Here is a 19,722-nt window from a genome sequence, read left to right on the forward strand (position 1 = left end):
ACGTTCGTCTAATCTGTTTACCACCGAGAGACAGCCACGTCGGAGGACACAGCAATGACCACGACGCCCGCGCTCCCCCGGCCCTCGGGCGAACGGAGCCCCGACCCCTCCAGCCGCACAGCGGTGGACAAGGCCCTGGAGCTGATGCGTTTCCTCGGTTCCCACCAGGAGGCCATCGGCGTGAGTGAACTGGCCCGCCGCACCGGGCAGACCAAGTCCACGGCCTTCCGGCTCCTGGGCATCCTCGAACGCAACGGGATGGTCCAGAGGCAGGGGACCGACTACCAGCTCGCGCGGAAGGTCTACGACCTGGGCGCACGCGTACACGCACCCCGGCAGACGTGGCTCGCGGAGGTGCTCACCCCCTTCGTCGCCGAGCTGTACGAACTCACCCACGAGACGGTGCACCTGGCGACCCTGCGCGGCACCGACGTCGTCTACCTCACCAAGCTGCACGGCCACCGCGCCGTGCCCGCCCCCTCCCGTGTCGGATCACTCGTACCCGCCCACTGCACAGCGGTCGGCAAGAGCCTGCTCGCGCACTCCCCCGACACCGTCGAGGCTCTGCTGGACCGCGGACTGCACCGCATGACGCACCGCTCTCTGCAGGGACGCCGCGCACTGCAGCGGGAGCTGTCCACCGTGCGCGCGCACGGCCTGGCCTACGAGACCGAGGAGTCCGCGCCCGGACTGCGCTGTGTGGCCGCGCCCGTGCTGGGCCGCGGAAACCGCCCCGTGGCCGCCCTGTCCGTGGCCGGCAGCACCACCGGTTTCGACCCCGAGCGCTTCACCGACCGGCTCCGCCGCATCGCCTACGCAGCGTCGCTGGCGGTCAAGCACGCCCAGGCCCGCAGCGCGGCCGCCTGACCCGGCGCCGGACTCCCCACGCATAACGAGGGCCGCCCTACCCCACCCGCATTGCGGTGGACGGGGCGGCCCTCGTGTTCGCACAGGTCAGGCGTCGGGGGCGGCAGTGGTCACCGCGAACCCGGCGATCCACTCGGGGATCGCCTCGTAGAAACGCGACCGCACCGTGTAGGAGCCCTGGGCCGAGAGGGAGGCGTGCGCGGCGATCCAGGTCCGCACCTCGTGCGCGGACCCGCCTCCCTCTGCCTCGAACCACGCGTTGGTCCAGGTGTCCACCCGGTCCAGGTCGCCCTTGCCCAGAGTGTCCAGGACGAGGCGGTCCCACTCGGGGTTCAGCTCACGTCGGCCGGACGTGCCCGCCACGTAGTCGAGCGCGCCCTGCAGCACCCGCTTCTCACCACGGGCCCTCTGCTCGGGGGTGGGCGGGGTGCCCTCGATCAGAGCGTCGGCGACCTTGGGCGGGGCACCCTCGAGCACCGGCACCGGCGGGTCGTGGGACAACCCGCCCGAGGCGAGGAAGAGCACGCGCCGGTCCAGGTCGGCGGCGGCGCGGCCGATCGCCTCGCCCAGGGCGCGCACGCGGCGCACCGGGCCAAGCGGCGAGGCCACACCGTTGATGTAGACGGGGACCACGTCGACGGTGTCGATGCCGCCGAAGAGCACCTCGAGGGGCTGGACGAACCCGTGGTCGACCTTCATCCGGGCCGAGATCGTCAGGTCCACGTCCTGCTCGAGCACCGACCCTGCGATGGTCTTGGCCGCCTCGGTGTCCACACGCAGGGGACCGGCCTCCGACCCGAAGTCGCCGACCGACTCGGCGGAAGTGCCCAGGCAGAAGGGCGGCATCTTCTCGTAGAAGAACCCGTTGTAGTGGTCGGGCGCGTACAGCACGACCAGGTCGGGGTCGAAGTCGCGGACGAAGGCGCGGGCCTCCTCCAGTGCGGCGTCCACACGCTGCACGGTCTCGTCCGCGGGCTGGTTGGTCCCCATGAGCGGGGAGTGGGAGAGGCCGACGAGTGCGACCGGCATGGTGTAACTCCTTTTCAGGGACGGGCGATGTCAGGAGGGCAGGACGACGGCCTTGCCGGTGAGCTCACCGGCTTCCATCGCCCGGAACCCGGAGTGCACGTCCTCCAGCGGCAGGACGCGGTCCACCACGGGGCGCAGGCCGGTCGCCTCCATCATCCGCAGCATCGCGACCAACTCGTGGCGGGTGCATCCGGTCGAACCGATCACCCGCTGCTGCAGGTAGAAGATGCGGGCCAGATCGGCCGGCGGGTTGGGGCCGCTGGTGGCACCGGCGATGACGACGGTGCCACCGGGGCGCAGCGACCGCAGGGAGTGTTTCCACGTGGCGTCTCCGACGGTCTCGATGACCACGTCGACCTTCTCGGTCAGCCGTTCACCGGTTGGCACGGCCGCGCGGGCGCCCCAGTCCAGGGCGGCCTTGCGTTTGGCCTCGCTGCGGCTGGTGGTGTACACGACCGCACCGGCCGCCGAGGCCAGCCCGATCGCCGCCGAGGCGACCCCTCCCCCGGCGCCCTGCACGAGCACTCGGTCACCGGCGCGGACACCGGCGCGGGTGAAGAGCATCCGGTAGGCGGTGGTCCATGCCACGGGCAGGCACGCGGCCTCCTCGAAGCTCAGCCAGGAGGGCTTGGGCACGAGATTGCGGCGGGGCACCGTCAGGTACTCGGCGAAGGAGCCGTCGTGGCGCTCGGACAGCAGAGCCCGGTTCGGGTCGAGCGTCTCGTCTCCACCGCCCGCGTCGGCGTCGGCGATCACCGGGTAGACGATGACCTCGTTGCCCTCCTCGTCCACCCCGGCCGCGTCGCACCCCAGGACCATGGGCAGGTGCTCGGCCGGATGGCCCACCCCGCGCAGCGTCCAGAGGTCGTGCATGTTCAACGCCGACGCCTTGACCTGGACCCTCGCCCACCCGGGCGGGGGATCGGGCACCGGAACGTCGTCGAGGACGAGGCCGGACAGCGGGTCGTCGGCGTCCTGGGAGATGGCTACGGCTGCTCTCATGTCCCGCAGCGTGCACCAGGCTCGTCGGCACCTGACAGCGCGCGTTCCGGCACACGGCACGCGGTCCGGTGCGGGCTGCGCGCGTTCCATCCGGCGGAACGCGAGCCTGCACCGCTGCGGCGCCGGTGCGAGGGTCCCACCCATGACAAGACAGAAGATCCCGGCGGCCATCGTGGGCCCCGGCAACATCGGAACCGACCTGCTGGCCAAACTCCGCCACAGCGAGGCCCTGGACGTGCGCTCCGTCGTGGGCGTCGCCGAGTCCGAGGGGCTCGCGCGCGCCCGCGACCTGGGACTGCGCACCTCCTCCGAGGGCGTGGACTGGCTCCTGGCCCAGGACGAGCTCCCCGAGATCGTCTTCGAGGCGACCTCGGCCAAGGCGCACGCGGCCAACGCCCCCCGCTACGCCGAGGCCGGCATCCAGGCCGTCGACCTCACCCCCGCGCACCTGGGGCCGATGGTGAGCCCGGCGGTCAACGGGCACGAGCACGCCGCCTCGCCCAACGTCTCGATGATCACCTGCGGCGGCCAGGCGACGATCCCGATCGTGCACGCGGTCTCCAGCGTGACGCGGGTCCCCTACGCGGAGATCATCGCCTCCATCGCCTCACGCTCGGCCGGCCCCGGCACCCGCGCCAACATCGACGAGTTCACCCACACCACCGGGCAGGCCGTGGCCGAGGTCGGCGGCGCCGAACGCGGCAAGGCCGTGATCGTGCTCAACCCCGTCGAGCCCCCGATGATCATGCGCGACACCGTCTACTGCATGGTCGGCCCCGACACCGACCGTGCGGCCGTCACCGAGTCGGTGCACCGGATGGTGGACCGCGTGCGCGAGTACGTGCCCGGATACACGTTGCGCGCCGACCCGCAGTTCGACGACCCGGCACCGGAGTGGGGCGGCAACGGACGCGTCACGGTCCTGCTGGAGGTGCGGGGCAACGGCGACTTCCTCCCGCCCTACGCCGGGAACCTCGACATCATGACGGCCGCCGCCGCGCGCATCGGCGAGCTCATGGCCACCGCACGGATCGGAGCCCGCGCATGACCCGCCCCGCACTCACCCACGACGTCCGCATCATCGACACGACCCTGCGCGACGGCAGCCACGCGATGGGCCACCGTTTCACCGAGGACCAGGTGCGCTCCACGGTCCGTGCCCTGGACCGGGCCGGCGTGGAGTGGATCGAGGTCAGCCACGGCGACGGTGTCGGGGGTTCCTCCTTCAACTACGGCTTCTCCGGCACCGACGAGATGGACCTGATCGCCGCCGCGGCCGAGGAGGCGGGCCGGGCGCGCATCGCGGTTCTGCTGGTACCCGGCATCGGGACCGCCGACGACCTGCGGCGCGCGCACGCGGCCGGCGCGCGCATGGTACGGGTGGCCACGCACTGCACCGAGGCCGACATCTCGCCCCAGTACTTCGAGGTCGCCCGCGAACTGGGCATGGAGACCTGCGGGTTCCTGATGATGGCGCACCGGGCCGAGCCGAAGGTGCTGGCCGAGCAGGCGCGCATCATGGTCGACGCCGGGTGCCAGAGCGTCTACGTGACCGATTCCGCGGGTGCCCTGCTCATGCACGAGGCGCGCGAGCGTTTCGAGGCGTTGGTGGCCGAGGTCGGCGACCAGGCCTGGGTGGGGTACCACGGCCACCAGAACATGTCGCTGGGTGTGGCCAACTCGGTGCTCGGCCAACAGGCCGGCGTGCGCTACTTCGACGGATCGCTGTGTGCCCTGGGCGCGGGCTCCGGGAACTCCCCCACCGAGGTACTGGGTGCGGTCTTCGACCGGCTCGGGGTACGCACGGGCCTGGACGTGGCCTCGCTGCTGGACGCGGCCGAGGACGTGGTGCGGCCCTACCTGCCGCGCTGGCCCAAGATGGACCGCAACGCCATCGTGCAGGGCTGGGCGGGGGTGTACTCCTCGTTCCTGCTGCACGCCGAACGCGCGGCGGCCCGCTACGGCGTTCCGGCCCAGGACATCCTGCGCCGCTGCGGTGAGCTCGGCTACGTGGGCGGCCAGGAGGACATGATCATCGACGTGGCCGTGCAGCTCGCGGCCGAGGAAGAGGGGACCGCACCGGTGGACGAGCGGGAGAAGGAGGCCGTGCGATGAGCCTGGCACACGAGCGGGCCCGCGCCCTGTACGAGGCGCGCCGGACGGGGGAGCCCATCGCCCCGTTCACCGACGAGGACCCCTCTCTCGGCATGGCGGAGGGCTACGAGATCCAGCAGGAGCTGGTGTCGATGCTGGAGGCCGACGGCGACCGGGTCGTGGGCCACAAGGTCGGGCTGACCTCCGCCCCGATGCAGCGCCTGCTCGGCGTCGACTCGCCCGACCACGGGCCGGTGCTGTCCTCGGTGCTCTACCCCGACGGCGCGACCGTTGCGCTCGGGGACTTCGTCGCACCCAAGGTCGAGGCCGAGGTGGTCTTCACCCTGGGTGAACGGTTGCAGGGACCGGGCGTCAGTGTGGAACAGGCGCGTGCGGCCGTCGCGGACGTGCGCGCGGGTCTGGAGATCGTCGACTCGCGCATCGCCGACTGGCGTATCAAGCTGGCCGACACCGTCGCGGACCTGGCGTCGATGGGCGCGGTGGTGCTGTCCGAGCGCCGGGTCGACCCCGCCGAGGTGGACCCGCGCCTGGTCGGCATGGTGCTCGACCGTGACGGCGAGGTCGTGGACACCGGCGCGGGCGCCGCGGCGCTGGGCGATCCGGTGGCGGTCGTGGCCTGGCTGGCCAACACCCTGGGCGAGAACGGGGTGTGCCTGGAGCCGGGGCACGTGATCATGACGGGCGCCCTGCACGCGGCGGTCCCGCTGGCGGCCGGACAGGTCTTCACCGCCGAGTTCGACCGCCTGGGCCCGGTCTCGGTGAAGGTCGGCCCCGAGCCCGGCGCCTGAGACCGCGCCGCTGTGTGCGCACCCCCTCCCGACCGGGGGTGACCGACCAGCGAGGACCGGCGGTTCCCGGTGCCTCCTAATGTGGGGAACCCCTGTCGAGACGAGCGCTTGGAGACCCCGTGGACACCGTCCTGTTCGACATGTTCGGCGTCATCGCCCGCACCCAGTCCGACGAGAGCCGGGCCGCCCTGGAGCGCGCCTCCGGCCTGGACCCCGAGGTGTTCTGGGGTTCCTACTGGGGCGAGCGCCAGGCCTACGACCGCGGCGACGTGGACGGGCCGGCCTACTGGCGTACGGTCGGCCGCGGCGCGGGCACCGGGTTCGACGACCGGGCGGTGGCCGAACTGGTGGAGCTGGACCTGGCGAGCTGGTCGCGCGTGGACGAGGAGATGGTCTCCCTGGTCACGGGCCTGTCGCAGTCGGGCGTGCGGTTGGGGCTGCTGTCCAACATCCCCTTCGAGATCGCCGACCTGTTCGAGGCCGAGCACGCGCGGGTGCTGGACCTGTTCCCGGTCCTGGGCCTCTCGTGCCGGATCGGGCGTGCCAAACCCGAGGCGCAGGCCTTCGACTGGTGCCTGCAGGGCCTGGGCGTGGAGCCGGGCCGTGTGCTGTTCGTCGACGACAGCGAACGCAACGTCGCGGCCGCCCGTGAGCTGGGCCTGGGCGGTCACCACTTCACCTCCGCCGAGGGGCTGCGCAAGGAGCTCTCCGAGCGCGGGATCACCGCCGACTGAGATCGGATCGTGCAGGTGAGGGGCCCGGTGGCGACGCCGGGCCCCTTGTGCGCGGGGTCCAGGGGTGCACAACGGTCGGAATATTGGTTAGGCTAACCTCACTGACGCCGTCGCCCGTGTGCCCTGCCGGAGGACCGCCTTGTTGCGCATGCAATTCCCCGAGAACCGCGAGATGATGCGGACCCGTGTGAGCCGTGTCGAGCGGACCACCGACAACTTCGTCACGGTGACCGTGCAGGGCCCGGAACTGGCCCACTTCGAGTTCCTGGGCCGGGACCAGTGCGTACGCGTGTTCTTCGCCCGCCCCGGGCAGGAGAGCCTGACCCTGCCCGAGTACGACGGCGAGGGCTGGTTCCCCCAGTACAAGCAGATGCCCGACGACGTGCGCCCCTACGTGCGCAACTACACGATGCGGCGCTTCGACCCCGACACCCTCGAGCTGGACATCGAGTTCGTCGCCCACGGCGACCAGGGCCCGGCCTCGGCCTGGGCACTGTCGGCGTGCGAGGGCGACGAGCTGGGCCTGTTCCCCGAGTGCATCTACTACCTGCCGCCCACCGAGGCCGACTGGCACCTGCTGGTGGGCGACGAGAGCGCGGTCCCGGCCCTGCTGGCGATCCTGGAGCAGGCCCCCGAGGACCTGCGCGCCCAGGTCTACCTGGAGGTCCCCTCCCCCGCGGACGTGCGCCCGGTCCGCGCCCCCGAGGGCACACAGGTGCACTGGCTGCCCCGCCAGGACCCCCACGCGACGCCGGGCCGGCTCGCGCTGAGCACCGTGCAGTCCTCCGCCCTTCCGAAGGGGCGCCCCTACTGCTGGGTGGCCGGGGAGAACGGCCTTCCCACGGGGCTGCGCCGCACCCTGGTGCGCGAGCACGGGGTCCCGAAGGAGGACATCACGTTCGTGGGGTACTGGCGCGAGGGTGTGGCCGCCATCGGCTGACCCCCTGGTCACAAGGGCGGGCCGACCGCGCTAACCTGGACACACCAGACTTAGGCAAGGCTTGGCTAAACATCCTTCGGTGAGGTCCCCATGAACCCCGGTCCGCTCCCCCGTGTCGGCGTGCTCGGCGCCGCCGCGGCATCCCTTCTGCTCGTCACCTCCTGCGCCGGCCAGGACCCCGACCCCGGCTCGGCCGACGGCGAGGGCACCCGGACCGTCGAGACCGTCCACGGCGACGTCGAGGTGCCCGAGAACCCCACCGACGTGGTCGCCCTCGGGTGGTCCGACGCCGAGGCCGCCCTGGCCCTGGGCGTGGAACCGCTCGGTGTCGCCGACTGGCTCGAGTACGGCGGCAACGGGGTCGGCCCCTGGGTCGACGACCTGGTCGAGGGCGAGCCGGTCCAGCTCGGCACCATGGAGCCCAACGTCGAGGCCACCGCCAACCTGGAGCCCGACGTCATCCTCGACACCCGCTCGGACCTGTCGCAGGAGCGCTACGACATGCTGGCCCCGGTCGCCCCCGTCGTGGGCCCGCCGCCCGGCGTCGAGATCACCTACGGCACCACCTGGCAGCAGCAGACCCGCCAGGTCGCCACCGCCCTGAACGAGGAGGAACGCGGCGAGGAGGTGGTCACCGAACTCGAGGACCGCTTCGCCGAGCTGCGCGAGGAGCACCCCGAGTTCGCCGACCACACCATCGCCGTGGGCGCCTACAACTACGACGGCGGCTTCGGGGCCTACGTGCCCGGCGACTCGCGCACCGACCTGCTCACCGACCTGGGCTTCGAGTACGACAGCGACCTCGCCGACATGGCCGACGGCGCCTTCTACACCGACCTGGCCTCCGAAGACGTCGAGGCCCTGGACGCCGACCTCACCGTCGTCTTCCCCCTGGAGGCCGGCGCCGCCGGGGAACTGGAGTCCGACCCGGTCCTGCAGGGCCTGGAATCGGCCCAGGACGACCGCCTGATCGTCCTGGACGACCAGGACCTCATCGACGCCTTCTCCAGCGGCTCCGCGCCCGGCGTGCACGCCGCCCTCGACGGCATCGTGCCGCTGCTGACCGAGGCCCTGGAACAGTAACGACGCGCTGTTCTCACCGGGCGCGCAGGTGGTCGTGCAGGCCGCGGGCGACACGGCCCATCAGGGCCTCCGCACCGGGCTGCACGACCGCCGGCACCCGCGACTCGGTCAGGGCCGCCACGGCCAGCGTCTGCCCGTCGGCGTGCTCGACCACCCCGACCTCGTGGCGGCAGTTGAGCACGGTCCCGGTCTTGGACGACCAGAGGGCCGAGTCGGAGGCGAAGTCCGGCGACAACCGCTGACGCAGCATGTTCGCGCCCAAGAGCCCGCGCACCCGCTCGGCCACCGGCGCAGCCACCACCGTGGGCCGCCACACCTCCTGCAACAGGTCCACGTAGGCGCGCGCCGACCCCGAACTGGCGTGGGTGACGTCCAGTTGGCGCACCGGGTGCCCGTGCCCCTCGGTGGGCGCACCGATCGCCAGTTCCAACGCCAGGTGGGCGTCGCCGGGGGCCAGTGCGCCCAACGGGGTGGTGGCCACCTCGGCGATACCGTGGCGCACGGTGATCCCGTGCACCCCGACCCGCCGCAGCACGTCCGCGACCAGCTCGGGCGGGGTCGACTCGAACAACAGCTCGGCGGCGGTGTTGTCGCTCAGCGCGGTGGCCAGGTACAGCAGGTCCTCCACCGCCAGACGCACCGGGTGGCGGAACTGCGCCAGCCCGATCGGCCCCGGGGTGGAGTCGCGCCCCGGAACCACCTCGACCGTGCGGGCGCCGTCGAGCTCACCCAGGTGGATGCGTTCGACGGTGGCCAGGGCCAACGGAACCTTGGCCAGTGAGGCCGTCGGGTAGGGCAGGTCCGGCCCCAGGGCGAGCTCCTCACCGGTGTCCAGGTCCCGCACCAGGAAAGAACCGCCCAGCCCGCCCTCCTCCAACAACTGCTCCAGGTCACGGACCAGCGCGCGCTCATGCATCGTCTCCCCTTCCCGTCCGGGCACCCAGGAACCGGGCCAGCGCCCCCGCCAGGTGTGCGTGCACCCGCGCGCCCGCCTCGTCGTCGGCACCGGACAGACGGTAACCGCGCTCCAGCACCGCATCGCGCAACGGCAGCCAGTCCAGGGACAGCTCCCGTGCCTGGTGCGCCGAGCACAGCAGGAGGTCGTCGCGGGTCAGCACCTCGGTGAGCGCCCCGGCGACGGACCGGGCGAGCGCCACCTGCCCCGGGCGCAGGCCCACGGCGTCGCGCACCCGGGACAGGCGGTCGCGCACGTGCGGGACGTCGTCCTCCGGGGTGATCCACACCCGCCGGCCCGCGGCCCCGACCCTGGCGCGCCCCACCCGCAGCGCTTCCAACCGCACCCCGCCGGCGTGCGCGTCGTGGGTGCCGGCCAGGCCGAGCGGGACCACCCAGGAGGCCTCGTCGGCGGGGACGGTCTCCAGGGCCAGGCGCACCTGGTGAGCGTTGAGCAGGGAGCGCCGTTCGGCGCGGGCGACCGGGCGCAGGTCCAGATGGAGCCCGCTCCCCCGCGCCTCGGCGTCCAAATGGGCCAGGTCCAAGGGCGTGCACACGTCGGGCACCGCCAGGGTGACCGGGCGGCGCAGGGCGCGTTCGGCCTCCTCCCCCAGGTCGTCGGCGAGCGCGACCAGGCGCCGGGCGGTGGGCAGCAGGTCGCGGCCGAACGCGGTGAGCTGGGCGCGCCGTGCCGAGCGGTCGAACAGGGGCGCGCCCAGGTGTTCCTCCAGGGCCGAGACCCGCCGGCTGGCGACGGGTTGGCGGACCCCGGCGGCCTGCGCCCCGAGGGTGAAACTGCCGCGTTCGCCGATGTGGACGAACACGCGGCACGCACCGACCAAGTCCATGACCGGTGACTATACCGAAACCGCATGGAAGGTGCCGTTTCTGTCTTGGACCGCATCACACGTGCGGGAGCAGACTCCGTGGTGTCCCTGTGGTGGCGCCGTCGTCCCTGGTGGCGGGCGCCCCCGTGATGCGAGGAGGAGACCTGTGTCCACCAACGCCCGCCTACGCCCCGCGGCCGTCCTGACCGTGTCCCTGGCACTGGCGCCCCTGGCCGGGTGCGCTACCGGGCAGGCCGCCCCGGACCCGGCCCCGTCGGCGGACCCGGCGGCCGCGGCGGAGGAGGCCTTCACCGCCCTGGAGTCGGAGTACGACGCCCGCCTGGGGGTCTACGCCCTCGACACCGGCACCGGACAGGAGGTCGAGTACGGCGCCGACGACCGCTTCGCCTTCGCCTCCACGTTCAAGGCCCTGGCGGTGGGTGCGCTGCTGCACCAGCACGGCGCCGAGGTCCTGGATGAGGAGATGCCGCTCGGCGAGGGCGACCTGCTCGAGAACGCGCCGATCGCCGAGGAGCTCGTGGAGGAGGGGCGCACGTCGATGACCCTGCGCGAGGCCTCCGACGCCACGGTCCGCTACAGCGACAACACCGCCGGCAACCTCGTGCTGGAACGCCTGGGCGGGCCGGACGGGTTCGAGGAGGCGCTCCGGGAGATCGGCGACGAGACCACCAACTCCGACCGGTGGGAGCAGGCCCTCAACGAGGCCGCCCCCGGCGACGAGCGCGACACCAGCACCCCGCGTGCCATGGCCGAGTCCCTGCAGTCCTACGTGCTGGAGGAGGACACCCTGCCCGAGGAGGAACGCGAGTTCCTCACCGACCTGCTCGAGCGCAACACCACCGGCGACACCCTGATCCGCGCCGGGGTGCCCGAGGACTGGGAGGTCGGCGACAAGACCGGCGGGGGCGGGTACGCGACGCGCAACGACATCGCGGTGGCCTGGCCGTCCGAGGGCGATCCGGTGGTGATCGCGGTGATGTCCGACCGCGAGGACGAGGACGCCGAGTACGACGACGCCCTGGTCGCCGACGCCACCGAAGCGCTCGTCGAGGCCCTGGACTGAGCCCTTACCGGCCTCCCCGCATGACCGGTGCCCCGCCCTGGACGGCCAGGACGGGGCACCGCTCGTTCCGGAGGGCTCGGTGTGCTCCCTGCACCGGCAGGGGGCGGGCACCGCACCCCGCGGGGTCAGTCCTCGAGCTCCTTGATCTGCACGTCGCGGAACCAGACGTCCGAACCGGTGTGGTGGTTCTGCATCCCGATCCGGCCCTCACTCAGGTCCCGGTCGGGGTCGGCGCCCTCGCTGTCGAAGTCGTTGATGAGTTCACCGTTCAGGTACACCTGCACGTTGTGGCCCTCGACGACGATCTCGTAGGAGTTCCACTCCCCCGGCGGGTTCAACGCCTCGTCCCTGGCCTCGATGTCGGCGCCCTGGAAGCTGTAGATCGCTCCCGTGGTGAGCTCGGGCTCGTCCATGGCGTCGATCTGGACCTCGAAGCCCTCGTTGCGCGCCTCCGGGTCGCCCTCGGGGTCGGGGACACCGATGTGCACACCGGAGTTGTCCTCGCCGGTCATCTTCCAGTCCAGCTTCAGGCTGTAGTCGGTGAACTCTTCGGGGTGGGTGGTGAGCCCCAGTCCCCCGACCGAACGCACCGAGCAGTCGGCCTGGGTGATGAAGTCGCCCGGGCCGGCCATCTCCCAGTCGGCGAAGCTCTCCTGGGTTCCGTCGAAGAGCATGCGGTAGCCCTCGTCGGGCTGGGCGGGTTCGCACGAGCCCGGTCGGAGCCGCAGGTGGTCCCAGTTCACGTGGCCGTCGTCGTCCTCACCGGCGGTGACGGTGACCGTGTTGCGCCCCTCCTCGAGCTCGAGCTCCTCGACGTGGTCGGCCCACTGGTCCCATTCCCCGGTGGACTCGACCGTGATCTGGCCCTGGTCCTGCCCGTTGACGGACAGCGAGATCGTCTTGTCCATCTCCGAGGGGTTGGGGCCGTTGGCGTAGCGGAAGGTCACCGGGTGGGTGCCCGCCTCGTCCACGTCGACGTCCCACGTGACCGAGGAACCGGTCTCGCCGAACCCGCTCACGTAACCCTCGCCGGTGTGGTTGCCGTGCTCCTCGTCGAGCACGGCGTTGCCGCCCAGGGTCGCGTTCTCGGCCTCGTGCACCCCGGTCTCGTTCGGCGGCTCCTCGTGGTTGGGGATGGTGTGCAGTGTGTACCAGGCCTCGGTGCTCCACAGCTCCTGGCCCTCGGCCGATTCGAAGGGGCGCGGAGAGCGCACGTGGACCACCCGGTCCTCACGCAGCCCGTCGATGTCCAGGCTCACGGTCAGCCCGTCGTCGGAGACCGACGCGTCGGCGACGGACAGCTGCTCCTGGTTGAGCTTGGGACCGCCGTAGTCCGACGTGGGGTTGTACGACCACTGCTCGACCTCGTAGGCGTCGCCGAGGTCGGCGATCACGTCCTCGGAGACCGGCTGGGTGTAGGTGATGTCGAACCCCTGCTCGGTGGCCTCCATGGACACCATGTCCATGGCCTCCTCCGAGGTCGGCGTCAGCTTCTGCAGACCGTGGTCGAGCTTGCCGGGCTGTTCCCAGTTCCCGCCACCGCCGATGCCGCCGACGTAGAAGGAACCGTCGGGGCCGATCTCGAGCCGGCTGACCCCCGACTCCAGGCCCTGGGTCATGCGGAAGACGGCGCCCTGCTTGTCGCCCTCGACCTCTTCGATGAAGCCGCGCTGGATACCGCCGTAGGTGACGTCGCCGAAGACCAGCTGGTCCTCGAAGGGGCCCTCCTCCACGGTCACGGGGTTGGTCGGCGAGTTGGAGATCTCACCGTGCGGGAGCCACAGCACCGGATCGGTCACCGGCTGGTCGTCGAAGGGGCCCTCGGGGGTCGTGTAGTGGTTGTAGAACCCGCCCTCCTCGATCTCGACGAGCTTCGAGGCGGGGAGCCAGTCGCCCTGGTTGTCGTTGACGTAGATCTCCTCATCGGGGCCCCAGCCGATGCCGTTGGGCGTACGCAGACCGCCGGCGACGTACTCCACCTCGCCGCTGTCCTTGTCGACCTTGATGGAGGTGCCGCGGTTCTCCACGTGCTGCGGCACGGTGGTCCGGCCGCCGGGGGTGATGGCCACCGACAGGTTGAGGTAGTAGTGGTCCTCGTCCATCAGCAGGCCGAACCCGAACTCGTGGTAGGTGTCGCCCGAGGGCCAGGTCGCGATCTCCTCGGTGTCCTGGTAGACGCCGTCGTCGTCCTGGCCGGTCAACCGGCTGAGCTGGTGCTTCTCGGCGACGATGATCTCGCCGTCGTCGATGACCACACCCTGGGGTTCGTTCATGTCGGTCGCGATGACCTGGGTGGTGATGTCCTCGGGGTCGGCGTCCTCACCGACCGTGCCCGTGACGAGCTCGACCGCTCCGTCGAAGCTCTCCCGTCCGGCCCAGGTCGTCAGGACCATGTCGCCGTCCTCGAACCAGTCCATGCCGGTGACCTTCGGTTCGTACCCTTCGGGCCGCAGGTCGGTCAGCGTGTAGTCCGGGTGCACGTCCTCGAGGGGCTCCCCGTCACCGGGGGTGGCGTCCGGGTCCTCGCACTCCTTGGTCCCCGGCGAGGTCACCCGGGTGACATCGGCGTCGGTGCTGAGCGCGGACTCGGGCACGGTCTCGAACCCGTCCCCGCCCGGGGGCGACCATTCCAGTTGCAGGGCCTTGTCACCCGCGCCCTGGAAGTGGTCGATCCGCAGGGCGTGCGGCCCTTCGGACAACTCCGCGGTCCCTTCGGCGGGCTCCGGTTCGACCCGGTCGTTGTCGATGATCTCCTCGTCGCCGACGGACAGTCGTGACCCGTCGTCACTGGTGAGGCGGAATTCGTACTCTCCGTCCTCGGGTGCGTGGATGTTCCCGATCACATGCGTCAGGAAGTTGCTCTCGAACCCGCCGAAGTCGTCGGTGGATTCCCAGTCGACGTGGGAACGGAGCTCGTCCACATTGGGTGTCTGCCCCTCGGTCAGGGTGCAGGTCTCCTCGAGTTCGACCCCGACGTCGAACACCCGCATCGTGACGCCGGGTTCTTGGGGCGGAAGGTCGTCTGCTGCGGCGGGGACCGCCGAGGGCAGGAGCATCCCGGTGGCCGCGACGGCGACCAGGGCACCCGCGGGGGGCCGGCCTGTTCTTGAGGGCATGGGGGGCTACTTCCTCTTCGAATTCGGCACAGGGGGGTCGGTGGTCCGGGTGAACGACGGACCGCGGCGGAGGGTGAGGGTGCGTTGCTAGGGGCGGCCCGAACGGACCGCCTCGCTGCCCGGGAAGGTGAGGAGCCGGCCGCACATCCCCCAGGCGGGACGCTGCTCGCCGCGACGGACCGCGGCCGAGGACAGGTGGGAGACGTCGCCTGCTCCGAGCGCGTCCAGGTGCGCCCGTGTACGGGCCAGCTCGCGGCCCGGTCCGCTCTCGACGCGCTCCCTCCACACGGGGAGTTCCGGAGCGACCAGGCGCAGCGCCGCTTCGTGGAAATCGGCCATCGCGGCACGGTCGCCGGCCTCGACACGTCGGCGCAGCTCGACGAAACCGGTCACCGCGAGGTCTCTGCGGGCCCTGGCCGAGCCTTCCGGGTCCTGCGGGTCGAGGGCGGCCGCCGAACGGTAGGCGTCGGGGTCGGACAGGATCTGCGCCGGGAAGGTGAGCACAGCGTCCCCCGCCTCCGGCAGACCGGCGTTCTGCATGAGGACGACGATGCGCAGGCCGCCGCCGTTGACCAACCGGTGGATGGTTCCGGGGGTGAACCACAGCAGGTCGCCCTCGGCGAGCCGGGTCGAGGCGAACCCTTCCGTGGTCAGGGTCTGCACCGCGCCCGAGCCCCCGACCACGGCGTAGGCCTCGGCACACGCGAGGTGCACGTGCGGGGTGCCTCCGCAGATCCCGTCGGAGTTCTCGGCGCCCGGCCAGTCGTAGACCTGTAACCGCGACAGACCGACCCCGCCCGGTAACGGCGGGCCCGCTCGGCTGTCGCCACGGGCGACGGCGTCTTCCGTCTCGTCTCTCACTGGCAGCTCCCTCCTGGCCCCGCGCCGCGCGTGGCACGACTGCCACGGGCGACGGTGGCGGGACAGGGCGGATGGTTGCTGGACGGTATAGCAGAAAGCGCTTTCTGATCCGGGAACTTATGTTCCCCTCACGGTGTTGTCAAGATCACCGGAACAACCGCTCAGCTACCGGATCCCCGCCCCTGCAGCCCGATGCGTCTCCGGGATACTGATAGAGACCGCTTACTGTTGACGTGCACCGCACCGGCCCGGGCTCGCGCCGGAACAGCCCGGTGCCAGGGCACACGGGGCCGAGGAACACGAGGAGTGGACAGGGCAGATGGCAGCGAAACTGGCCGACGTGGCCGCGCGAGCGGGGGTCTCCCCCGCGACGGTCTCCAGGGTCCTCAACGGCAACTACCCGGTGGCTCATGCGACGGCCGAGAAGGTGCACCGGGCCGTCGCCGAGCTGCACTACGTGGTCAACGGCAACGCCCGCGCCCTGGTCTCGGCCAGATCCGACCTCGTCGGGGTCCTGGTGCACGACATCGCCGACCCCTTCTTCGGGGTGATCGCCAGCGGCATCCAGGACTCGGTCGCCGAAGCCGACGTCCTGGCCGTCGTGTGCAACACGGGGAGCTCGGCGGCGCGCGAACTCAGTTACCTGAAACTGCTCCGCAAGCAGCGGGCCCGCGCCGTGGTCCTGACCGGCGGTTCGGTCGACGATCCCGACCTGCACGGGGCCTTCGTCGAGCAGCTCACCGAGCTCACGGCCTCGGGGGCCCACGTGGTGCTGTGCGGCCGCCCGCCGGTGACCGACGCCGAGGGCCGGGACGTGCCCGGCCTGGTCACGGTCGACTTCGACAACCGCGACGGGGCCCGGAGGCTGACCGCGCACCTGACCTCCCTGGGCCACCGCGAGATCGGCTACGTCACCGGACCCGAAGGGCGGACCACGTCGCAGCTCAGGCTCGAGGGCCACCTGATGGCGATCCGGGACGCCGGGCTGGACGAGGCCCGCTGCCCGGTGGTCTCGGGCCGTTTCGACCGGGCCTCGGGCAGCACCGGAGCCACCGAGCTCCTGCGCCGCAACCCGGACCTGACCGCCGTCGTCGCGGGCAACGACATGGCCGGCGTGGGTGTGCTCACCGAGCTGCGCTCCCGCGGAATCGAGGTCCCCCGCGACATCTCGGTGGCCGGGTTCGACGACCTGCCCTTCAGCTCCGACACCGTGCCCGCGCTGACCACGGTCCGGATCCCGTTGACCGAGGCCGGACGCACCAGCGGGCGGCTCGCCCTCGGCAACGAGAGCCCTCCCCCCGGCGGGCTCCTTCCCGTGCGCACCGAACTCCTCGTGCGGGACTCCACCGCGCCGCCCTCCCGGGGCCGGAACAGCACTTCCGGCGAGCGGGCGCCCTCCGCAAAGGCAGCCGAATGAGGCCGTCGACGGGGCGTTGACACGGGCCGAGGGGCCACTTAACATCCACGCAATAGAAAGCGCTTTCTAGAGCAGGGTCAAGAGCCTCGCGCGATGCGAGCGATGTTAGGTCCCACATGACTCATCAGATGGAACGCCCCCCAGCAGGCCCACAAGCGCGCAACCCGACCCCGTCCCAGCGGGAGGGTCCCCCCAGAGCCAGCAACTGGCTCGCCTACACCTACCCCCTGGCCTTCCTCGCCCTCGCCGTGGCGTGCTGGTTCCTCGTCACCGGCGGGGGCCTGGTCGCGCCCTATGTCCTGCCTTCACCCATGGACACGTGGAAAGCGTTTGCCGACAACACGGGCTATCTCTGGACGCACACGCTCGTGACCTCCGTGGAGACCGTCATCGGCTTCGTCATCGCATCCGTCGTGGGTGTGCTCGTGGCCGTGGCCATGGTCTATTCACCGACCATGGAGAAGACCTTCTACCCGCTGATCCTCTTCGCCCAGGTGATCCCGAAGATCGCCATCGCCCCGCTGTTCGTGGTCTGGCTCGGCTTCGGCCCCAGCCCCAAGATCCTGGTCGCGGTGCTGATGGCCTTCTTCCCCGTGGTCATATCGGCGCTCAGCGGCCTGCGCTCGGTCGACCCCGAACTGCTCGAGCTCACCTCGACGATGGGCGCGTCCAAGGTCAAGACCTTCTGCAAGGTCCGCTTCCCCGCGGCACTGCCCGAACTGCTCTCGGGGCTCAAGGTGGCGGCCACCCTGGCCGTGACCGGGGCCGTGGTGGGCGAATTCGTCGGGGCCAACGCAGGCCTGGGCTACGTGATCCTGCAGGCCAACGGAACCATGGACACCGCGATGCTCTTCGCCGCGCTGTTCATCATGTCCCTGCTGGGCATCGTGCTCTTCGCCCTCATCCAGATCGCGGAGTACTTCCTCATCCCCTGGCACGCGTCCCGCCGCAGCCGCACCCGCACCTGAGCACGCCCACCCCCGACGCCCGGTCGGCGTGCACAGCAGGCCCGACCGTGCGGATTGGACACCCATGCCGAACCCCACCCCCCGCCGACACCCCGCCCTCACCGCGGCCGCGGCCGGCGCTTGCACCCTGGCCCTGGTCGCCTGCGGCGGCAACGGCGACGCAGACTCGAACGAAGACACCACCGATGTGACCCTGCAGCTCAACTGGTACCCCTACGGAGAACACGCGCCCTTCTACCACGGCATCGAAGAAGGCATCTTCGAGGAGCACGGGATCTCCCTGACCATCGAGGCCGGGCAGGGATCGGCCAGAACCGTGCAGTCCGTCGGACAACAGAGCTACGACTTCGGCTGGGCGGACGCCCCCGCTCTGATGACCAACATCGACGAAGGCGTCGACGTGAGCTCCGTCGGGGTCTTCCTCCAGTCCACGCCCTCCGCCGTGCAGGTCTTCTCCGACTCGGGCATCTCCACCCCCGAGGACCTGGAGGGGCGCACCATCGCGGTCTCGGCCGGCGACGCGGTGACCCTCACCTTCCCGCTGTACCTGGAGTCGGTCGGGCTCTCCGAGGACGACGTCGAGCAACAGAACCTCGACGCGGCCGGCAAGAACGCGGCCCTGATGTCCGACCAGGTCGACGGCCTGATCGGGTTCGCGCACGACCAGGGACCCATCATCGCCGAGGAGAGCGGCAGAGAGGTGTCCTACCTGCGTTACACCGATGCCGGCCTGAACTTCTTCAGCAACGGCCTCGTCGCGCACAACTCCACCATCGACGAGGACCCCGAGCTGGTCGAGCGCATGGTCGAGGCCACCTCCGAGGCCTTTGCCTCCGCACAGGACTCACCCGAGGACGCGGTGGCCGCGATGGAGGGCGAGGACCCCCAGCTGCCCAGCGCAGAGGTGCTCCTCGACCAGTGGGAGGAGACCGTGCCGCTGTTGTCGACCGAGAACTCCGAGGGCATGGAGCCCGGCCACACCGCGCCGCAGGACTGGGAGGAGACCATCGAGACCCTGGCCGAGGCGGACCTCATCGACGAGGTCAAGGACCCGGCCGAGTACTTCGACGGTTCCTTCACCGGCGGGGAGGACTGAGCATGTTCGCCCACTCCACCGATGCCGCGTCCGGCCCCGGGGCAGGACCGGAGGGCCCGTCCGGGCCCATGGTCTCCGTCAGCGGCCTGGACGTGACCTTCCAGAGCAAGGACCGTACGGTGCGGGCTCTGTCCGACATCGACCTGCAGATCGAGACGGGCGAGTTCATCAGCATCGCGGGCCCGTCCGGATGCGGGAAGTCGACCCTGCTGCGTGTGATCGCCGGCCTCACCCGCGCCAGTGGCGGCCACGTGTCCCTGCGCGGAACCCCTGTCCAGGGGCCCAGGCGCGACGTCGGGTTCGTGTTCCAACGCGCGGCACTCCTGGACTGGCGCAACGCACGCGACAACATCCTCTTCCAGGCGGAGATGCGCGGTCTGCCCAAGGCCTGGGCCCGCGAACGCGCCGACGAACTCATCGCGATGACCGGGCTCACCGGGTTCGAGAAAGCCATGCCCTTCGAGCTCTCCGGCGGTATGCAGCAACGTGTCTCCCTGTGCCGCGCCCTGCTGCACCGGCCGGACGTGCTGCTCATGGACGAACCCTTCGGGGCCCTGGACGCCCTGACCAGAGAGACCATGAACGTCGAACTGCGCCGTTTGTGGGAGGCCACCGGTATGACCGTCGTGCTGGTGACCCACTCGGTGGCCGAGGCCGTCTACCTGGCCTCGCGTTCGGTGGTCATGAGCCCGCGCCCCGGCCGGATCGTCGAGCAGTTCACCATCGACATCCCCGGCCCTCGCGAATACGAGACCGCCTTGGAGCACCCCGATTTCCAGCGGACCGCCGGGCGCATCCGCGAACTTCTCGGGTCGACCTCTGTGAATGACTGACCTCCGGA

The 19,722-nt window shown here is 71.1% G+C and carries 18 protein-coding genes; 12 read left to right on the forward strand and 6 right to left on the reverse strand.

Features of this window, described 5'->3' with window-relative positions; translation table 11 throughout:
• Window positions 1-54: 54 nt before the first annotated feature.
• Window positions 55-867, forward strand: a complete 813-nt coding sequence (locus IDM40_RS02240) for an IclR family transcriptional regulator (RefSeq protein WP_193120190.1) — start codon at window positions 55-57, stop codon at window positions 865-867.
• A gap of 87 nt (window positions 868-954) precedes the next feature.
• On the opposite strand, the gene IDM40_RS02245 is transcribed toward IDM40_RS02240, so the two are convergent.
• Window positions 955-1,896 (reverse strand): 3-carboxyethylcatechol 2,3-dioxygenase, encoded by a 942-nt coding sequence (locus IDM40_RS02245; RefSeq protein WP_193120191.1) that lies wholly within the window; start codon window positions 1,894-1,896, stop codon window positions 955-957.
• 30 nt (window positions 1,897-1,926) lie between these two features.
• Entirely contained in the window at window positions 1,927-2,898 is a 972-nt protein-coding gene (locus IDM40_RS02250) for a zinc-binding dehydrogenase (protein ID WP_193120192.1), read from the reverse strand.
• Window positions 2,899-3,040: 142 nt separating this feature from the next.
• Here IDM40_RS02250 and IDM40_RS02255 point away from each other — a divergent pair, with 142 nt between their 5' ends.
• From IDM40_RS02255 to IDM40_RS02280, 6 genes are all read left to right on the forward strand, one after another.
• Window positions 3,041-3,946, forward strand: a complete 906-nt coding sequence (locus IDM40_RS02255) for an acetaldehyde dehydrogenase (acetylating) (RefSeq protein ID WP_193120193.1) — start codon at window positions 3,041-3,043, stop codon at window positions 3,944-3,946.
• On the forward strand, window positions 3,943-5,013 hold the full coding sequence (gene dmpG, locus IDM40_RS02260) for a 4-hydroxy-2-oxovalerate aldolase (protein WP_193120194.1): 1,071 nt from the start codon (window positions 3,943-3,945) through the stop codon (window positions 5,011-5,013). The genes IDM40_RS02255 and dmpG overlap by 4 nt, the downstream gene beginning before the upstream one ends.
• A complete protein-coding gene (locus IDM40_RS02265; RefSeq protein WP_193120195.1) occupies window positions 5,010-5,801 on the forward strand; it encodes a 2-keto-4-pentenoate hydratase in 792 nt (263 codons plus the stop codon). The genes dmpG and IDM40_RS02265 overlap by 4 nt, the downstream gene beginning before the upstream one ends.
• A 119-nt stretch (window positions 5,802-5,920) precedes the next feature.
• The gene (locus IDM40_RS02270; RefSeq protein ID WP_193120196.1) at window positions 5,921-6,535 is read left to right on the forward strand and encodes an HAD family hydrolase; all 615 of its coding nucleotides are present in this window, start codon (window positions 5,921-5,923) and stop codon (window positions 6,533-6,535) included.
• Between the two features lie 148 nt (window positions 6,536-6,683).
• The gene (locus IDM40_RS02275; protein WP_193120418.1) at window positions 6,684-7,475 is read left to right on the forward strand and encodes a siderophore-interacting protein; all 792 of its coding nucleotides are present in this window, start codon (window positions 6,684-6,686) and stop codon (window positions 7,473-7,475) included.
• A gap of 90 nt (window positions 7,476-7,565) precedes the next feature.
• The gene (locus tag IDM40_RS02280; RefSeq protein WP_193120197.1) at window positions 7,566-8,558 is read left to right on the forward strand and encodes an iron-siderophore ABC transporter substrate-binding protein; all 993 of its coding nucleotides are present in this window, start codon (window positions 7,566-7,568) and stop codon (window positions 8,556-8,558) included.
• 13 nt (window positions 8,559-8,571) lie between these two features.
• On the opposite strand, the gene IDM40_RS02285 is transcribed toward IDM40_RS02280, so the two are convergent.
• Together IDM40_RS02285 and IDM40_RS02290 are read right to left on the reverse strand one after the other, a co-directional pair.
• A complete protein-coding gene (locus IDM40_RS02285) occupies window positions 8,572-9,474 on the reverse strand; it encodes a serine hydrolase (RefSeq protein WP_193120198.1) in 903 nt (300 codons plus the stop codon).
• The gene (locus IDM40_RS02290; RefSeq protein WP_193120199.1) at window positions 9,467-10,360 is read right to left on the reverse strand and encodes a LysR family transcriptional regulator; all 894 of its coding nucleotides are present in this window, start codon (window positions 10,358-10,360) and stop codon (window positions 9,467-9,469) included. The genes IDM40_RS02285 and IDM40_RS02290 overlap by 8 nt, the downstream gene beginning before the upstream one ends.
• A 145-nt stretch (window positions 10,361-10,505) precedes the next feature.
• On the opposite strand from IDM40_RS02290, the gene bla reads away from it, so the two are divergent.
• Window positions 10,506-11,423 (forward strand): class A beta-lactamase, encoded by a 918-nt coding sequence (gene bla, locus IDM40_RS02295; protein WP_193120200.1) that lies wholly within the window; start codon window positions 10,506-10,508, stop codon window positions 11,421-11,423.
• Between the two features lie 125 nt (window positions 11,424-11,548).
• Here the strand turns inward: bla and IDM40_RS02300 are convergent, their stop codons facing one another.
• Together IDM40_RS02300 and IDM40_RS02305 are read right to left on the reverse strand one after the other, a co-directional pair.
• Window positions 11,549-14,539, reverse strand: coding sequence for a family 16 glycoside hydrolase (locus IDM40_RS02300; RefSeq protein ID WP_193120201.1), 2,991 nt, complete (start codon window positions 14,537-14,539; stop codon window positions 11,549-11,551).
• Between the two features lie 87 nt (window positions 14,540-14,626).
• Window positions 14,627-15,400, reverse strand: coding sequence for a cupin domain-containing protein (locus IDM40_RS02305; protein WP_193120202.1), 774 nt, complete (start codon window positions 15,398-15,400; stop codon window positions 14,627-14,629).
• Window positions 15,401-15,719: 319 nt separating this feature from the next.
• Here IDM40_RS02305 and IDM40_RS02310 point away from each other — a divergent pair, with 319 nt between their 5' ends.
• The 4 genes from IDM40_RS02310 to IDM40_RS02325 all read left to right on the forward strand — a co-directional run bounded on the left by IDM40_RS02310 (window position 15,720) and on the right by IDM40_RS02325 (window position 19,714).
• Window positions 15,720-16,817, forward strand: coding sequence for a LacI family DNA-binding transcriptional regulator (locus IDM40_RS02310; RefSeq protein WP_193120203.1), 1,098 nt, complete (start codon window positions 15,720-15,722; stop codon window positions 16,815-16,817).
• Window positions 16,818-16,945: 128 nt separating this feature from the next.
• Window positions 16,946-17,785 carry an ABC transporter permease gene (locus IDM40_RS02315; protein WP_235997246.1) on the forward strand — a complete coding sequence of 280 codons (840 nt, stop codon included), beginning with the start codon at window positions 16,946-16,948 and terminating at the stop codon, window positions 17,783-17,785.
• A gap of 64 nt (window positions 17,786-17,849) precedes the next feature.
• Window positions 17,850-18,881 carry an ABC transporter substrate-binding protein gene (locus tag IDM40_RS02320; protein ID WP_193120205.1) on the forward strand — a complete coding sequence of 344 codons (1,032 nt, stop codon included), beginning with the start codon at window positions 17,850-17,852 and terminating at the stop codon, window positions 18,879-18,881.
• Between the two features lie 2 nt (window positions 18,882-18,883).
• Window positions 18,884-19,714, forward strand: coding sequence for an ABC transporter ATP-binding protein (locus IDM40_RS02325; RefSeq protein ID WP_193120206.1), 831 nt, complete (start codon window positions 18,884-18,886; stop codon window positions 19,712-19,714).
• Window positions 19,715-19,722: the final 8 nt, after the last annotated feature.

It is taken from the genome of Nocardiopsis coralli, from assembly GCF_014892575.1.
In the GTDB taxonomy this organism is placed as follows: Bacteria; Actinomycetota; Actinomycetes; order Streptosporangiales; family Streptosporangiaceae; genus Nocardiopsis; species Nocardiopsis coralli.

Excerpts from the sequence above, each read along its gene's own strand:
- IDM40_RS02240 (WP_193120190.1), top strand. The coding sequence starts at position 55 with ATGACCACGACGCCCGCGCTCCCCCGGCCCTCGGGCGAACGGAGCCCC.
- IDM40_RS02245 (WP_193120191.1), bottom strand. The coding sequence starts at position 1,896 with ATGCCGGTCGCACTCGTCGGCCTCTCCCACTCCCCGCTCATGGGGACC.
- IDM40_RS02250 (WP_193120192.1), bottom strand. The coding sequence starts at position 2,898 with ATGAGAGCAGCCGTAGCCATCTCCCAGGACGCCGACGACCCGCTGTCC.
- IDM40_RS02255 (WP_193120193.1), top strand. The coding sequence starts at position 3,041 with ATGACAAGACAGAAGATCCCGGCGGCCATCGTGGGCCCCGGCAACATC.
- dmpG (WP_193120194.1), top strand. The coding sequence starts at position 3,943 with ATGACCCGCCCCGCACTCACCCACGACGTCCGCATCATCGACACGACC.
- IDM40_RS02265 (WP_193120195.1), top strand. The coding sequence starts at position 5,010 with ATGAGCCTGGCACACGAGCGGGCCCGCGCCCTGTACGAGGCGCGCCGG.
- IDM40_RS02275 (WP_193120418.1), top strand. The coding sequence starts at position 6,684 with ATGCAATTCCCCGAGAACCGCGAGATGATGCGGACCCGTGTGAGCCGT.
- IDM40_RS02280 (WP_193120197.1), top strand. The coding sequence starts at position 7,566 with ATGAACCCCGGTCCGCTCCCCCGTGTCGGCGTGCTCGGCGCCGCCGCG.
- IDM40_RS02285 (WP_193120198.1), bottom strand. The coding sequence starts at position 9,474 with ATGCATGAGCGCGCGCTGGTCCGTGACCTGGAGCAGTTGTTGGAGGAG.
- IDM40_RS02290 (WP_193120199.1), bottom strand. The coding sequence starts at position 10,360 with ATGGACTTGGTCGGTGCGTGCCGCGTGTTCGTCCACATCGGCGAACGC.
- IDM40_RS02300 (WP_193120201.1), bottom strand. The coding sequence starts at position 14,539 with ATGCCCTCAAGAACAGGCCGGCCCCCCGCGGGTGCCCTGGTCGCCGTC.
- IDM40_RS02310 (WP_193120203.1), top strand. The coding sequence starts at position 15,720 with ATGGCAGCGAAACTGGCCGACGTGGCCGCGCGAGCGGGGGTCTCCCCC.
- IDM40_RS02315 (WP_235997246.1), top strand. The coding sequence starts at position 16,946 with ATGGAACGCCCCCCAGCAGGCCCACAAGCGCGCAACCCGACCCCGTCC.
- IDM40_RS02320 (WP_193120205.1), top strand. The coding sequence starts at position 17,850 with ATGCCGAACCCCACCCCCCGCCGACACCCCGCCCTCACCGCGGCCGCG.
- IDM40_RS02325 (WP_193120206.1), top strand. The coding sequence starts at position 18,884 with ATGTTCGCCCACTCCACCGATGCCGCGTCCGGCCCCGGGGCAGGACCG.